This is a genomic window from Mangrovicoccus ximenensis, assembly GCF_003056725.1.
Lineage (GTDB): Bacteria > Pseudomonadota > Alphaproteobacteria > Rhodobacterales > Rhodobacteraceae > Mangrovicoccus > Mangrovicoccus ximenensis.
Genome location: NZ_QBKZ01000015.1, coordinates 231,979 through 247,334 on the forward strand (window position 1 = coordinate 231,979; position 15,356 = coordinate 247,334).

General features: G+C 68.3%; 9 protein-coding genes and 3 pseudogenes. 8 read left to right on the forward strand and 4 right to left on the reverse strand.

Features of this window, described 5'->3' with window-relative positions:
• Positions 1-132: 132 nt before the first annotated feature.
• Positions 133-1,371, forward strand: coding sequence for an aspartate kinase (locus C7T91_RS17090; RefSeq protein WP_108260300.1), 1,239 nt, complete (start codon positions 133-135; stop codon positions 1,369-1,371).
• A gap of 11 nt (positions 1,372-1,382) precedes the next feature.
• The gene (gene ptsP, locus C7T91_RS17095; RefSeq protein WP_108260301.1) at positions 1,383-3,668 is read left to right on the forward strand and encodes a phosphoenolpyruvate--protein phosphotransferase; all 2,286 of its coding nucleotides are present in this window, start codon (positions 1,383-1,385) and stop codon (positions 3,666-3,668) included.
• 6 nt (positions 3,669-3,674) lie between these two features.
• On the opposite strand, the gene C7T91_RS17100 is transcribed toward ptsP, so the two are convergent.
• The 4 genes from C7T91_RS17100 to C7T91_RS17115 all read right to left on the reverse strand — a co-directional run bounded on the left by C7T91_RS17100 (position 3,675) and on the right by C7T91_RS17115 (position 8,777).
• Entirely contained in the window at positions 3,675-4,475 is an 801-nt protein-coding gene (locus tag C7T91_RS17100; protein WP_108260302.1) for a metallophosphoesterase, read from the reverse strand.
• A complete protein-coding gene (locus C7T91_RS17105) occupies positions 4,472-5,719 on the reverse strand; it encodes a thiolase family protein (protein ID WP_108260303.1) in 1,248 nt (415 codons plus the stop codon). Before C7T91_RS17105 ends, C7T91_RS17100 begins: the two co-directional genes overlap by 4 nt.
• 1,504 nt (positions 5,720-7,223) lie before the next feature.
• Positions 7,224-8,294: a class I SAM-dependent methyltransferase gene (locus C7T91_RS17110; protein WP_108260304.1), complete on the reverse strand. Its 1,071-nt coding sequence runs from the start codon at positions 8,292-8,294 to the stop codon at positions 7,224-7,226.
• Positions 8,295-8,297: 3 nt separating this feature from the next.
• Positions 8,298-8,777 carry a hypothetical protein gene (locus C7T91_RS17115; protein WP_108260305.1) on the reverse strand — a complete coding sequence of 160 codons (480 nt, stop codon included), beginning with the start codon at positions 8,775-8,777 and terminating at the stop codon, positions 8,298-8,300.
• 234 nt (positions 8,778-9,011) lie between these two features.
• Between C7T91_RS17115 and C7T91_RS17120 the strand changes: the two are divergent.
• From C7T91_RS17120 to C7T91_RS17140, 6 genes and pseudogenes are all read left to right on the forward strand, one after another.
• Positions 9,012-10,400, forward strand: a pseudogene (locus C7T91_RS17120) (heme lyase CcmF/NrfE family subunit); the annotation flags it as partial.
• Between the two features lie 872 nt (positions 10,401-11,272).
• Positions 11,273-12,517, forward strand: a pseudogene (gene tig / locus C7T91_RS17125) (trigger factor); the annotation flags it as partial.
• 1 nt (position 12,518) lies between these two features.
• Positions 12,519-12,794 (forward strand): annotated as a pseudogene (locus C7T91_RS35995) (histidine/lysine/arginine/ornithine ABC transporter ATP-binding protein); the annotation flags it as partial.
• Between the two features lie 55 nt (positions 12,795-12,849).
• Positions 12,850-13,614, forward strand: a complete 765-nt coding sequence (locus C7T91_RS17130) for a transporter substrate-binding domain-containing protein (protein ID WP_108260308.1) — start codon at positions 12,850-12,852, stop codon at positions 13,612-13,614.
• 33 nt (positions 13,615-13,647) lie between these two features.
• Positions 13,648-14,328, forward strand: a complete 681-nt coding sequence (locus tag C7T91_RS17135; RefSeq protein ID WP_108260309.1) for an ABC transporter permease — start codon at positions 13,648-13,650, stop codon at positions 14,326-14,328.
• A 1-nt stretch (position 14,329) separates the two neighbouring features.
• Positions 14,330-15,025, forward strand: coding sequence for an ABC transporter permease (locus C7T91_RS17140; protein WP_108260310.1), 696 nt, complete (start codon positions 14,330-14,332; stop codon positions 15,023-15,025).
• Positions 15,026-15,356: the final 331 nt, after the last annotated feature.

Here is a 15,356-nt window from a genome sequence, read left to right on the forward strand (position 1 = left end):
CCGCCTGCGGCATCCGCGCATCCTGCTGCGGCGCAGCACGTTAGTGCCCTTGCGCATGCGGGACCGGCACCGTAAGACCGCCGCCGTGTTACGCCGCCCGGGGACCTTCCGGGCCGCCCGGAAGGATACGCCATGCCCATCCTCGTGATGAAATTCGGCGGCACCTCTGTTGCCGACCTCGACCGCATCCACAATGCCGCGGAGAAGGTGCGCCGCGAAGTGGACCGCGGCTATGATGTGATCGTCATCGTGTCGGCGATGTCGGGAAAGACCAACGAGCTGGTGGGCTGGGTCGGCGAGACCTCGCCGCTGTTCGACGCGCGCGAATACGACGCCGTCGTCTCCTCGGGCGAGAACGTCACCGCCGGGCTGATGGCGCTGACGCTGCAGGAAATGGACGTTCCGGCGCGCAGCTGGCAAGGCTGGCAGGTGCCGCTGAAGACCACCTCGGCCCATTCCTCGGCGCGCATCCTCGAGATCCCGCGCGCGAATATCGACCAGAAATTCGGCGAAGGCATGAAGGTTGCCGTCGTGGCGGGCTTCCAGGGCATCTCGGAAGAGGGCCGGATCACCACGCTGGGCCGCGGCGGCTCGGACACCACCGCCGTCGCCTTCGCTGCCGCCTTCGACGCCGAGCGCTGCGACATCTACACCGATGTCGACGGCATCTACACCACCGATCCGCGCATCACCGGCAAGGCGCGCAAGCTCGAGAAGATCGCCTTCGAGGAAATGCTGGAACTGGCGTCGCTCGGCGCCAAGGTCCTGCAGACCCGCTCGGTCGAGCTTGCCATGCGCTACAAGGTGCGCCTGCGCGTCCTGTCATCTTTCGAGGAAACCGACGAGACCAGCGGCACGCTGGTCTGCGACGAGGAGGAAATCATGGAAAGCAAAGTTGTCTCCGGCGTCGCCTATTCCCGCGACGAAGCCAAGATGACCCTTCTGTCGGTGGCCGACCGCCCCGGCATCGCGGCCGCCATCTTCGGCCCGCTGGCCCAGTCGGGCATCAACGTGGACATGATCGTGCAGAACGTCTCGGCAGACGGGCGCACCGACATGACCTTCTCCTGCCCGGTCGACCAGGTGCTGCGCGCCGAGCGCGCGCTGATGGAGGCCAAGGAGCGCGGCGAGTTCAACTTCGCCGAGCTGGTCCAGGACACCGAGACCTGCAAGGTGTCGGTCGTCGGCATCGGCATGCGCTCGCATGCCGGCGTCGCCGCGAAAATGTTCGAAGCGCTGAAAGCCGAAAACATCAACATCAAGGTCATCTCCACCTCCGAGATCAAGATTTCCGTCCTCATCGACCGGAAATATATGGAACTCGCGGTGCAGGCCCTGCATGATGCCTTCGGACTGGACAAAGCAGCCTGAACCGGAGGCCCATGGGCCAGACCCAGGAAACAGAGAGCCGCAAGCTCCTCGGACGACTGCGCGAAGCCCTTGCAAGCGGCGGCGCGGGACAGGAACGGCTTGACCGCATCACGCAGCTGATCGCGGAATCGATGGGCACGCATGTGTGCTCGATCTACCTGTTCCGCGACGCGGACACGCTGGAGCTCTGCGCCAGCTTCGGCCTCAAGGCCGAGTCGGTCCACAAGACGCGGATGCGGCTCGGCGAGGGCCTGGTCGGCAAGGTCGCCCGCACGAGGCGGCCGGTAAATTCCACCAATGCCCCGGCCGAGCCCGGCTTCCGCTACATGCCGGAAACCGGAGAGGAAATCTTCACCTCCTTCCTCGGGGTGCCCATCCAGCGGCTCGGCCAGGTGCTCGGCGTGCTGGTCGTCCAGTCGAAGGAAGCCCGCCAGTATTCCGAGGACGAGCTCTACGGCGTCGAAGTCGTCGCCATGGTGCTGGCCGAGATGACCGAGCTGGGCGCCTTCCTCGACGAAGGCGCGGCGCTGTCGCCGCTGCACCAGCGCCCCGTGGTGTTCCGCGGCAGCACCGGACAGGAAGGCGCTGCCGAGGGCCGCGTGCTGCTGCACGATCCCCGCGTGGTGGTCACCAATCCGATCGGCGACGATCCCGAGACCGAGCTGGAACGCCTGCGCGCCGCCGTCGCGCGGCTGCGCGTGTCGCTCGACAAGATGCTCGACACCGCCTCCTCCGGCGACGAGGAAGCCACCCAGGTGATCGAGACCTTCCGCATGTTCGCCAATTCCAAGAGCTGGCTCAGACGCATGGAAGAGGACATCGCCCGCGGCCTGTCGGCCGAGGCGGCGGTGGAGAAGGAACAATCCGCGGCCCGCGCCCGGCTGGCCCGCGCCTCCGACCCCTATCTGCGCGCCCGCGGAACCGATCTCGACGACCTGTCGAACCGGCTCCTGCGCGAGCTGACCGGCCAGGGCAGCGATACCGGCGCCGAGCGCCCCGAAAATCCGGTCCTGGTCGCCCGCAACATCGGTCCCGGCGAGCTGCTGGACTATGGCCGCGAGCTCAAGGGCATCGTGCTGGAGGAAGGCTCGGTCGGCAGCCATGCGGCGATCATCGCCCGCGCCTGGGCGATCCCGCTGGTGATCAACGCCCCCGGCATCACCACCGAGGCGCTGACCGGCGATCCGATCCTGGTCGACGGCGAGAACGGCGTCGTCCACCTGCGCCCCGACGAGACCATCGCCAATGCCTTCCGCGACAAGCTCGCCATGCAGGCCAAGGCGCAGGAGCGCTATTCCTCGATCCGCAACGAGCCCGCCACCACGCTCTGCGGCGAGACCGTCTCGCTGCAGATGAATGCCGGGCTTCTGGTCGACCTGCCCTCGCTGTCGACCTGCGGCGCCGAGGGCGTCGGCCTGTTCCGCACCGAGCTGCAGTTCCTGATCCGCAACAAGATGCCCCGCCGCGGCGAGCTGGCGCAGATCTATGCCCGCGTGATGGATGCGGCCGGCGACAAGCGCGTGGTGTTCCGCACGCTCGACATCGGCTCGGACAAGGTCCTGCCCTACATGAAGCGCACCGAGGAGCCGAACCCGGCGCTCGGCTGGCGCGCCATCCGGGTCGGGCTCGACAAGCCGGGCATCATGCGGATGCAGCTGCAGGCGCTGATCCGCGCCGCCCATGGCCGCCCGCTGACCGTCATGTTCCCCTTCGTCGCCCAGTTCGACGAATTCCGCGCCGCCCGCGAGATGTTCCTCGAGGAGCTCGAGCGCGAGAAGGTGATGGGCCATGCCCTGCCCGCCGAGGTCGAGATCGGTGCCATGCTGGAGACGCCGTCGATGGCCTTCGCGCCGCGGCAGTTCTTCGAGATGGCGGATTTCATCTCGATCGGCGGCAATGACCTGAAGCAGTTCTTCTTCGCCGCCGACCGCGAGAACGAACGCGTCCGGCGCCGCTATGACACGCTCAACGGCAGCTTCCTCGGCTTCATCCAGCAGATCGTCAACCGCTGCAACGAGACCGGCACCCCGGTCAGCTTCTGCGGCGAGGATGCCGGCCGGCCGGTCGAGGCGCTGTGCTTCGCCGCGATGGGGCTGCGCTCGCTGTCGATGCGCCCGGCCTCGGTCGGCCCGGTCAAGCACCTGCTGCGCCGCTCCGACCTGCGCGAGGTGCGCAAGGTCGTCGAGGAGGCCCGCGCCAATGGCGACCAGTCGGTCCGCCCGGCGCTGATGCGCCATCTCGCGACGCTCGATCTCAGCGTCGAGCCCGCCCAGCCCAGCCAGCGCGCCGCGGGCTGAGCCGCCTCACTCCGCGATCACCGGGTGGTGGTCGACGTAATTGTCGAAATGCACCACCGTGTGCTCGGCATCGCTGATCACCACCGCCATCTGCCCCGGCCCTTCGAGCCGCACCCGTGCCCCGTGCGGACCGAATTCCTCGCGCGTGGTGGCGTGGCCGCCCGCGATCGTGTGATAGGGAATGCCGCGGCGCAGGGTCGTCGTCGCCATGTGGATATGGCCCGCCGTCACGCCGCGGATGTCGGGATAGCCGTCGAGGATCTCCAGGAATTCGCGGGGATCCTCCAGCAGGTAGGCATCGGGCAGCGCCGAGACCTGCAGCGCCGGATGGTGCAGCACGACATGGACCGGCCGTCCCGCCGCCAGCCCGAGCTCGCCGCGCAGCCAGTCGAGCCGCAACCCGCAGAGCCGCCCCGAGGCAAGCCCCCAGCCGCCCGAACCCGGCCCCTTCTCGAGGCTGTCGAGCACCAGCACGACCTCACCGCCGACATGGTGCGCCGACTGGGCGAAACCGTTGCCGTCGAGGCTGCCGGCGCCGAAGATGCGGCCATAGACTTCGCGGTTGTCGTGGTTTCCGAGCGTCGCCGTCCATGGCGGCACCAGCCGGCCAAGCGCGCCGCGCAGCGCCTCGTAGGCCGCCGTCCGCGCCCGGTCGGTCAGATCGCCCGCCAGCACGACCAGATCTGCATCGCCATGCGCCGCGTTGATCCGGTCGATCGCCAACTCCAGCCTGAGCGCAGGATCGAGCCCGGCGAGCAGCTCGCCGGGACGGGTCATGTGCAGGTCCGAAAGGACGATGAATTTCATGGGAGGCTCCTGGACTGCCCGGACGTTGCCGATGCGTCCTCCTTAGCCAATTCCGCGCGCGGGGACACCCCGGGCCGCGGCCTGACCTGTCCGCGCTGTCCGTCCACCACTGGCGTGATCCAATGGGATGAACTGCCTTCCCGCCAAACGGTTTCGGCGCGCGCGACCTGGCGGCCCGCGGCTTCGCCGCGCAGCTGGCGGACAGCCTCGACGATGCTCATGAGGCCGCCGACCGCCCCGGCATGGGCATGGCTCAGCATGCCGCCATGGGTGTTGACCGGCAGCTTGCCGCCGATGGCGGCATGGCCTTCGGCGAAGAAGGCACCGCCTTCGCCGCGCGGCGCCAGCCCGGTTTCCTCGAGTTCGATGATCGGCACGATGCTGAAGCAGTCATAGAGCATCGCCACGTCGATATCCGCCGGCCCCAGCCCGGCCATGCCATAGGCCCGGCGGCTCGACTCTTCCGCGCCGAATTCGCTGAGGCTCGGCGCCGATGTCAGGTGCTCGTGGGTATGGCATTCGCCGATTCCGGCCAGCCAGGCGGGCTTGCCGGGCAGATCCGCCGCGCGCTCGGGCGTGGTCACGATGAACGCCCCGCCGGCATCCGAGATCAGGCAGCAATCGAGCATGTTCAGCGGATCCGAGATCGGCTTGGAGGCGAGCACGTCGTCGACGGTGATCGGCTTTTTCATGTGGGCATTCGGGTGCAGCAAGGCGTGGTTGCGGGTGTTCACCGCCACCGCCGCAATCTGTTCGCGCGTGGTGCCGTATCTGTGCATGTAGGCCTGCGCGACCAGGCCGTAGAGCGACGGGATGCCGATGCCGTAGGGCGCCTCGAAATAGGGGTGGCCGACGGCGGTCAGGGTGCTGACCGTGTCGTCGCGGCTCATGCCGGTGGCGCGGTTCTCGCCGGCACAGACCAGCACGCAGTTCGCCGCGCCGGTCGCGACCGCCTGGGCCGCGTGATGCAGCATCGCCGCGGGCGAGCCGCCCCCGACCACGACCGAACTGCAATAGGTCGGCGCAATGCCCAGGTATTCCGCCAGCACCGAGCCCAGCATGAAATAGGGCTCGGTGAAGGAATAAGCCGTCAGCAGGCCGTCGATATGCGAATGTTTCAGGCCCGCATCCGCGATGGCGCGCCGGGCCGCCTGCGCGTTGAGGCCGAGCCCGGACATGTGCGGCATCTTTCCGATGTCGCTCTCGCCGACGCCCACGATCACGGCACGATTTCTAAGGGACATTTTCTTTTCCTCTCTCCCGGTGGTCCACGGCACGGTCGCGGGGCAACCGCACCCTCCCGGCAAGGAAACCGGCAACCTCCGTGCCAGATCTGTCCGGATCGGCAGGCGCTGGACGCGCCGGGTACCGCGCCGCGGCACCTGGCCTTCATGCGCCGCCATTGGCGGACCGCCCCCCTGCCGGCAGCGTTTTCCCGGATGGCGGCGGCCGTTGTCCGGACTCGTTGCCCTGCGGTTCCCATGCCGTGGGCATTGGCGCCGCCCGGGCGCCGGTTGCCTGCCGGATCGGCGAGAGGTGCTGCGCCGACAGAGCCGGAGGACCCGTTCCCGCATCGTAGCGCAGGCGCTTTCCCAACCGGCCCGCAAACCGGTTCGGGCGATGCCTGCTGCCGCGCCGGGGCGCCGATGGCTGTCCTGCCATGGCGGCGGGTCGCCAGCGCAGTTCCCGGACCCCGTCATCGCGGAACGAGACGGCTGGGGCCGCAGCCTTTCCCGCGTCATTCTCCCTCGAGGGCAGTGCCGGATGGCCCGGTGCCGGGACTAAGGAATGGGTGAAAGACCGGATGCAGGATAGCCTCTTCATCGGACTGGATGTGCGCAAGGCGAAGATCCTGGCGACCGCTGCGGCGGGAGAACGCCACGGCGAGAGTCCCCGCCTGGGCACGATCCCGAACCGGGCGAAGGCGATCCGCAAACGGGCCGGGTCAGGCCGGTGGCTCCACTTTTGCCATGTAGCCGTGCCCGTGCGGTCATGGGTTTCGCAGGCAACTCGCTGCGCCCGGCGATGCCTGCCTGGCCGTGGCACCGCCAGTCGCGCTCTCCCGACCCATGGCGCCCGTTCTTCCGCTCCCCGTGAAAGCGGGCGACCGCGTGAAGACGGACCAGCGCGTTACCGTCCGGCTGGCGAGCGGACGGCCGTCCGGGGTCCGGATGCGGCGCGCGAGGCCGTGCCCGCCCCGATCCGCAGCTCCTGCCCCGGGCTCGGGAACGTCTGAGCCGATGTCGGCCATGCAGGCGCAAATTCCGCGTCGCGACCAGCCGGATCGCGAAGCGCTTCGAGGCGCTGCCCCGGCGACGGGACGCCGAGCGGTCCTTCGCCCGGACCGGACCATGACGAAGGCTCGCAAGGGACTGGGAGAGGTCGACCGCCGCTGCCGAGGCAGGACCAACGTCGGCCAGATCCGCCTCTGAACCCGTCGCCCCGCAAAGGACTGCCATGCCCGGTCGAAGTTCGGGTCAGCCAAGCCAAGATGGCCGCGCCGCCAGAGGACTGCCGACGGCCGCGCCGTCCGGACGGCGCCGCGTCCCGCCGCATCGAAGGATCGGCCCAGACGGTCGGCGAGCCGCGCTTCTCCGAAGCATGATCGCAGCTGTGCCAGTTGGCGGTCTTTCGCGTGGTCTTCGCGGGCTCGCCCGTGCAGGTCGGCGACCCCCCTGAATTCACGGCGTGCCCCCCACGGGAGCATTGCCGCGGCAACGCTCGCCGCCCGGCGCTCCGGCTTGAACCTCAGGAAGCGGCCTCGCGGTCTCCGGCCGAGCTGCACGGAAATGTTTCACCGGGCCGGTCCGGCCAAGGGCGCGGCCGGATCCGGCATCCCGCCGCGCTCAGGCGGCGCCCGGCCAGACATGGCGCCCGAGGAATCCCGAGCGCGCCCAGACGGGCTTGCTGTTCGGCCTCGCCAAGGCGCGGCGTGCCGCGGCCGAACAGGTCGGTGCGGAAGCCGCGGGCACAGGCCATGTCGCGGGCGCTCTCGCCCCAGCCCTCTGCCGCCGCCTTGCGTACGAATTCTGCCCATCCCGGCTCGAAGCGCAGCAGGTCGAACTGGTCGAACAGATCCGCCGGGGCGGCGAACTCCGTCTTGGCGGAGGCCAGTGCCCCGGCGACCTCGGCGCACCAGCAGGCCGTTGCATGGACGGCGCCCAGATCATGGGCGAGGTAGCTGTCGGGCAGCTTCGCGAAGCGCTCCCAGAGCCGCGCCGTGGTCTCCGTGCCGCCGCCATTGGCGAGGAAGGCATCGACCGCGGCGCGGGCGCCCTCGAAGGGCGGCCTGCCGGGCAGGCGCGGCACCTCGCGGAAAATCCGGCGGATCAGCGCGGTCTCCTGCCAGCCCGCCGCAGCCGCATAGCCGTTGTAGCAGACCCCGCCCGGGGCCAGCCAGCGCCCGAGGATCGCCGCCAGATGGCCGCGGTTCTCTTCCGACACCCAGGTCCAGACGCCGTGCATCGCCACATAGTCGAACGCCTCGGGCGGGGCGGCGGCGGCAAGCTCGGCGAAGGAGGCCTCGACGATCTCGATGTTGCCGAGCCCGGCCTCGGCGATGAAGGCGCGGGCGCGGGCGACATGCTCGGGCATGAAATCCACGCCGAGGAACTGGCCCTCGGGATGCAGTGCGGCCAGCCCGATCAGGGTGAAGCCGGTGCCGCAGCCGAGTTCGGCATAGCGGAAGCAGCCCCGCCGCGGCGGAAGGAACCCCGCCGCGAGCAGCGCCAGGTCGATCAGCTCCGGGGCCTGCAGCGGCTGGGCGGTCTCCAGATAGCGCGTCGCGACGGGATAGCCGCCGCCCCACGGGGCTGCCATGCGTCAGAGCAGGAAGAAATCGCCGGTATCGGTGAGGTCGGGGCCATCCGGCGGGCTGCGGTCCTGTGCCTCGCCCTCGACGCCGTCGAGCTTCAGGTAGAAATCGATGGAATTCGTGCCGGTGGTTTTCACCTTCAGGTCGAAGCCCTGGTCCTCCAGCATGGCCTCCAGCTCGGCGGCATAGGCGCGGGTCTCGAGCATCCCCGCGCGGCCGCCGGCCTCGGGGTCGTAATCGAAGGTGATCTTGGTGAAATTGAGCGTGATCTCTTCGCTGGCGGCGCGGGTGCCCGGCGGCGGCGCGGTCAGGCTGGAGAAATCGAAGCTGTCGATGTCCTGGCGGTCGGCAACCGCGGCAAAGGCCAGCAGCAGGTCGGCGGCCTCCTCGGTCAGCTGGCTGCCGTATTCCTTGACCAGCCGTTCGGCCTCGGCGATCTGCGACTCGCCGTCGATATCGGGGATCTTGAGGTAGACGTCTATGGGCATGGCGGGCTCCTCCTCCGGCGCGGTCCATGAGCGGTAAAGACTTCGTGAATGCTACCTGAGGTTGTCCGGAATTCCAAACGGTTCCCGGGTCGGGTTTTCCGCCGCCGGGCGGGTCCGGACGCCGCGCGGCACCTGTCAACACATCTGCGTGCAGGACCTTGATGGCAGGCCGCGGCCCTTGGCGCGGGCGGCAGCGGCGGCTAGAAGAAGGCAAGCCACGGGAAGGAGGCCCCCATGATTTCAGAGTTCGGCCATTTCGCGCTGATCCTCGCCGGCTTCGTCGCGCTGTTCCAGACGGTCGTGCCCTTCATCGGCGCGCAGCGCGGCTGGCAGTCCTGGATGGCGGCGGCCGTTCCGGCGGCGACGGCGCAGTTCCTGCTGACCGCTTTCAGCTTCGCCGCGCTCACCCATGCCTTCGTCACCTCGGACTTCTCGCTGAAGCTCGTCACCGAGAATTCCCACAGCCTGAAGCCGATGATCTACAAGGTCTCGGGGGTCTGGGGAAACCACGAGGGCTCGATGCTGCTCTGGGTGCTGATCCTGACGCTGTTCGGCGCGCTCGCGGCCTGGTTCGGGGGCAATCTGCCGCCCAGCCTCAAGGCCCGCGTGCTGTCGGTGCAGGCGGCGATCTCGGCGGCCTTCTTTGCCTTCATCCTGTTCACCTCGAACCCGTTCCTGCGGCTCGCCGTGCCGCCGATGGACGGGCAGGACCTGAACCCGCTGTTGCAGGATCCGGGCCTCGCCTTCCATCCGCCGTTTCTCTATCTCGGCTATGTCGGGCTGTCGCTGACCTTCTCCTTCGCCGTGGCGGCGCTGATCGAGGGGCGGGTCGATGCCGCCTGGGGCCGCTGGGTGCGGCCCTGGACGCTGGTCAGCTGGATGTTCCTGACCGTCGGCATCGCGCTCGGCTCCTGGTGGGCCTATTACGAGCTCGGTTGGGGCGGCTTCTGGTTCTGGGATCCGGTGGAGAACGCCTCCTTCATGCCCTGGCTGATCGCCGCGGCGCTGCTGCATTGCGCGATCGTCGTCGAAAAGCGCGAGACGCTGAAGAACTGGACCATCCTGCTGGCGATCCTCGCCTTCGGCTTCTCGCTGATCGGCACCTTCATCGTGCGTTCGGGCGTGATCACCTCGGTCCACGCCTTCGCCAACGATCCCGAGCGCGGGGTGTTCATCCTCGCCATCCTCGCGGTCTTCATGGGCGGCGCGCTGACCCTCTACGCGGCCCGCGCCGGCGCGCTGACCTCTAAGGGCGTCTTCGGCCTCGTCAGCCGCGAAAGCGCGCTGGTGGCGAACAACATCCTGCTGGCGGTCTCGTGCTTCGTGGTCTTCATCGGCACGATCTGGCCCTTGGTCGCCGAACTGCTCTTCGGCCGCACGCTGACCGTGGGCCCGCCCTTCTTCAACGCGGCCTTCACCCCCTTCATGGTGCTGATGGCGGTCATCCTGCCCTTCGGTGCGGTGCTGCCCTGGAAGCGCGGCAAGCTCGGCCGCGCCTGGGTGCAGCTCTGGCCGATGGCGGCGCTGGCCGTGGCGGTCGGGCTCCTGGCCTATGCGGTGCAGACCGGCCGCTCGGCACTGGCGCCGATCGGCATCGGGCTAGGCGTCTGGCTGATCCTCGGCGGCCCGAGGCGGGCAGCGGAACCTCGGCGCCGGGCGGCAGGCTCTCGGTGCTGCCGGCCTTGATGGCCACGCCCGCCACGGTTTCCCAGCCGAGGCCGTAGAGCGTCACCTCGCCGCCGCCCTTCACCCCGAGATCGAGCCAGCCGTAATGCGGCCCGTCCGCCGCGCTCAGCGCGAAGCCGAGATAGCCGCGCACCATGCCGCCATCCGCCGCCCAGCTGCCGGCATGGGAACTCTTGCCGGAGGCGGCGTTGTAGTAGAGATCGGCCAGCTTCGACACGCTCGCGAAGGCCAGCCTGCCGTCAACGAGGTCCCCGGCCGCCAAGGCCGGCCCGCCGGTGATCCCGGTCCCCGCATGGGCGCTGGCGACGATCTCGCTGTCATAGCTGCCCCTCGGCATGGCGGCGCTGCGGAAGTCGCGGAGGCTCAGATCGACGGTGCCATCGCCATCGAGATCGAGCGTCAGGGTCTCGCCGTCGATCGAGGTCCGGCCGAAGAGGTCGGCAGTCACGACGGAGGCCGAAGCGGCGGAAACGGAGAGCAGAAGGACCGCCGCGGCGGCCTGCGGAAGAAAACGGCACATGAGGCCAGGCTCCGGAATGGAAGGAACGCAGCCGGGACAGCCCGGCCAGCCTTCATGGGGGCCGGAGCCGGATTCTCTCAAGTTTTACATGAACAAATGGTTAACACCGCTGGGAACGCGCGATGCCGCGGCAGGCCGGCCCGGAACGCAAAAGGGCGGGTCCGAAGACCCGCCCCTGCAAGAGCTTTGCCGTGCGGCAGACGATCACTCGTCTTCCAGCGCCTCGACTGCCTTCTCCAGGTCTTCCTTGGAGACTTCGGTCTCGGTGACCTGTGCCAGCTCGAACACGTTGCAGGTCACCGAGACCCTGAACGAAGGTTTGAAGCGCGGCTACGAGATCACCGTGACGGCGGCCGAGCTGGACGCCAAGGTGGTCGAGAAGCTCACCGAAGCGCAGCCGGAAATCGAGATGAAGGGCTTCCGCAAGGGCAAGGTTCCGCTGCCGCTGCTGAAGAAGCAGTTCGGCCAGCGCATCCTGGGCGAGGCCATGCAGGAAGCCATCGACGGCGCGATGACCGAGCACTTCGAGCAGTCCGGCGACCGTCCGGCGCTGCAGCCGCAGGTCAAGATGACCAACGAGGACTGGAAAGAGGGCGACGACGTCGCCGTCGAAATGTCCTACGAGAAGCTGCCGGAAATCCCGGAAGTCGACCTGAAGTCGATTTCGCTGGAGAAGCTGGTCGTCAAGGCGTCCGCCGAGGAAGTGGACGAAGCCCTGAAGAACCTCGCAGAGAACGCCAAGAGCTGGGAAGACCGGATCGAGGGCGGCTATGCCGAGAAGGGCGACAAGGTCACCATGGACTTCGTCGGCAAGGTTGACGGCGAGCCCTTCGAAGGCGGCTCGGCCGAGGACTTCCCGCTGGAGCTGGGTTCCAACCAGTTCATCCCGGGCTTCGAAGAGCAGCTGGAAGGCGTGCATGTCGGCGACGAGAAGACCGTCACCGTCAAGTTCCCGGATGACTACCGCGCCGAGCACCTGGCCGGCAAGGAAGCCACCTTCGACTGCACCATCAAGCACATCGACACGCCGAAGCCGACCGCGATCGACGACGAGCTGGCCAAGCAGTACGGCGCCGAGTCGCTGGACGCGCTGAAGGCCCAGATCGGCGAGCGCCTGGAAGCGGAATACGCCGGTGCGTCCCGCCAGGTCCAGAAGCGCAAGCTGCTGGACGCGCTGGACGGCCTGGTGTCCTTCGAGCTGCCGCCGACCCTGGTCGAGGCAGAGGCAGGCCAGATCGCGCACCAGCTGTGGCACGAGGAAAACCCCGACGTGCACGGCCATGACCATCCGGAAATCACGCCGACCGACGAGCACAACAAGCTCGCCGAGCGCCGCGTCCGTCTCGGCCTGCTGCTGGCCGAGCTGGGCCGCGTGAACGAGATCGAAGTGACCGAAGCCGAGATGACCCAGGCGGTCATGGCGCAGGCGCGCCAGTATCCGGGCCAGGAACGCCAGTTCTTCGAGTTCATCCAGCAGAACGCCCAGGCCCAGCAGCAGCTGCGCGCCCCGATCTTCGAAGACAAGGTCGTCGACTCTCGCCATGGACCCCGAGGTGATGCTCTTCGACGAACCGACCTCGGCGCTCGACCCGGAGCTGGTCAACGAGGTGCTGCGCGTGATGCGCGGCCTTGCCGAGGAGGGCCGCACCATGCTGGTCGTCACCCACGAGATCGGCTTCGCCCGCGAGGCCGCCAACAAGGTCATGTTCCTGCACCAGGGCATCGTCGAGGACGAAGGCGAGCCCCGCGAGCTTCTGGCCAACCCCAATTCCGAGCGCTTCCGGCAGTTCCTGTCGGGCAGCCTGAAATAGCCATCGCGCCGGGCCGGACGCCCCGCCCGGACGCCCAGACAAGGAAGGCACTGCCATGTCCCGCATCACCGCCCTGCTCTCCGCCGCGCTCCTGGCCGGCGCCGCCCTGCCCGCCGCCGCGCAGGAGACGCTGACCATCGGCACCGAGGCCTCCTACCGGCCCTTCGCCTATGTCCTGCCCTCGGGCGAGCTGACCGGCTTCGATGTCGAGATCACCGAGGCGCTCTGCGAGGAGATGCAGGTGACCTGCGAGATCTCGAACCAGAGCTTCGACGGGCTGATCCCGGCGCTGAACGCCGGCAAGATCGACGCGATCATCGCCTCGATGTTCATCACCGAGGACCGGCTGAAGGCGATCGACTTCGCGGGCCCCTACTATGCCACCCCCGGCCTCTTCATCGGTCCGGCCGATGCCGGCCTGGAGCTGGACGCGGACGCTCTGAAGCGCAAGTTCATCGGCGTGCAGCGCGGCACCACCATGGCCGACTATGTCGACCAGAAGCTGCCCGGCGCCCGCGTCCAGTACTACGACACGCTCGACGCCGCGACGCTCGACCTGGTCTCGGGCCGGGTCGACCTGGTCTTCGCGGATTCCGTGGTGATCGAGGAATTCCTCGCCTCCGGCGATGGCGCGGGCTTTGCCCAGGTTGGCGAGCCGGTCAACGATCCGATCCTCGGCGAGGGCGCGGGCATCGGGCTGCGCAAGGACGATGCCGAGCTGAAGGCGAAATTCGACGAGGCGCTGGCCGCGATCATCGCCTCGGGCAAATATGCCGAGATCAACGCGAAATACATGAGCTCGGACATTTCGCCGAAGTGATGCCGTGACGGCCGGGAACGGAAGGAGCGGCGCATGGGGCCGGTGACCGAATATCTGCCGCTGCTCCTTCTGGGGCTGGCGACCACGCTGAAGCTGGCGGTCTCGACCGCGGTGCTGGGGCTGATCCTCGGGCTCCTGCTGGCGCTGGCCAAGCTGTCGCGCCATGGCTGGCTGTCCCGGCCGGCCTATTGGGTGACCAATTTCCTGCGCGGCATCCCGGAATTCCTGGTGCTGCTGGTCATCTATTTCGGCGGCACGCAGATGCTGGGGCAGGTCTTCGGCGACCGCGCCCCGGACATCAGCCCGTTCTTCGCCGGGCTCGCCGCGCTGACGCTGGTCTTCGGCTCCTATGCCTCCGAGACCTTCCGCGCCGCCTTCCAGTCGGTGCCGAAGGGCCAGATCGAGGCCGGCCGCGCCTATGGCTTCTCGGCTTGGCAGTGCTTCCGCTACATCCAGCTGCCGCAGATCTGGCGGGTCGCGATCCCCGGTCTCGGCAATCTCTGGCAGGGCTCGGTCAAGGACACGGCGCTGGTCTCGGTGATCGGGCTCGACGACGTGATGCGCAAGGCCCAGCAGGCGGCGCAGTCGACCCGCGAACCCTTCACCTTCTACCTCGTCGCCTCGCTGATGTTCCTGATCATCACGCTGGTGTCGATGTGGATCATCGCCAAGGCCGAGAAGCGCGCCAGCCGCGGCATGCCGGGAGCGCGCTGACATGCAGATCTTCGCCGACCTCTTCCAGCGCTACGGCTTCGACCTGCTGTCGGGGACCTGGCTGACCGTCCAGCTGGTGGCGATCTCCGCCGTGCTGGGGCTGTGCCTCGCCATCCCGGTCGCTCTGGCGCGGCTTTCGGAGAACCGCCTCGTCGCGGGGCTGGCCAGCGGGTATTCGCTGTTCTTCCGCGGCACGCCGCTGCTGGTGCAGATCTTCCTCGTCTATTACGGGCTCGGCCAGTTCGACTTCGTCCGCAGCTCGTTCCTCTGGCCCGTGCTGCGCGAGGCCTATGTCTGCGCGCTGATCACCTTCGTGCTGAACACCGCCGCCTATTCCGGCGAGATCGTCCGCGGCGGCATCCTCGCCGTGCCGAAGGGCGAGATCGAGGCGGCACGCGCCTGCGGCATGGCCATGGCCAAGACCTACCGGCTGGTGATCCTGCCGCGCGCCTTCTCGATCTGCCTGCCGGCCTATTCGAACGAGGTGATCATCCTGATGAAGGGCACCTCGCTGGCCTCGACGATCACGCTTCTGGAACTGACCGGCGTGGCGCGGCTGGCAGCCTCGGCAACCTACCAGCCGATCCAAGTCTTCGTCATCGCCGGGGTGATCTACTACCTGCTGACGCTGCTGATCAGCTGGATCTTCCGCCTGCTCGAAGCGCGCTACAACCGCTACATCACCCAGGCCCGCTGAGCCGCGGCGCGGGTCGGCGACACGGCGGGCCTGCCGGCGGAACCTCCGGGCCATCAGCCGCGCCGCGGCTCCGGCCGTGTAGTCAAAGCCTCCGACAGACCCGCGGCGGTTCAGAGGTTCAATTCAAATTGATTCTTGCAGCAACCAGAACCAGGGTGGTGACACGTGGCCACACTGCGGTGGGCCCTCCTGAGTGAGGGTTAGTTGCCATACACGCTCCACGCCTGGTGCCGCTGTGGCCACGTCGGCGCCGTGCCGATCGATGATCCGACATTTGACCGGCCAGCTCTGCTAGCGTGCCTGCGGTGTTCGGCCTGCGGCGCGATGGGGC

Excerpts from the sequence above, each read along its gene's own strand:
- C7T91_RS17090 (WP_108260300.1), top strand. The coding sequence starts at position 133 with ATGCCCATCCTCGTGATGAAATTCGGCGGCACCTCTGTTGCCGACCTC.
- ptsP (WP_108260301.1), top strand. The coding sequence starts at position 1,383 with ATGGGCCAGACCCAGGAAACAGAGAGCCGCAAGCTCCTCGGACGACTG.
- C7T91_RS17100 (WP_108260302.1), bottom strand. The coding sequence starts at position 4,475 with ATGAAATTCATCGTCCTTTCGGACCTGCACATGACCCGTCCCGGCGAG.
- C7T91_RS17105 (WP_108260303.1), bottom strand. The coding sequence starts at position 5,719 with ATGTCCCTTAGAAATCGTGCCGTGATCGTGGGCGTCGGCGAGAGCGAC.
- C7T91_RS17110 (WP_108260304.1), bottom strand. The coding sequence starts at position 8,294 with ATGGCAGCCCCGTGGGGCGGCGGCTATCCCGTCGCGACGCGCTATCTG.
- C7T91_RS17115 (WP_108260305.1), bottom strand. The coding sequence starts at position 8,777 with ATGCCCATAGACGTCTACCTCAAGATCCCCGATATCGACGGCGAGTCG.
- C7T91_RS17130 (WP_108260308.1), top strand. The coding sequence starts at position 12,850 with ATGTCCCGCATCACCGCCCTGCTCTCCGCCGCGCTCCTGGCCGGCGCC.
- C7T91_RS17135 (WP_108260309.1), top strand. The coding sequence starts at position 13,648 with ATGGGGCCGGTGACCGAATATCTGCCGCTGCTCCTTCTGGGGCTGGCG.
- C7T91_RS17140 (WP_108260310.1), top strand. The coding sequence starts at position 14,330 with ATGCAGATCTTCGCCGACCTCTTCCAGCGCTACGGCTTCGACCTGCTG.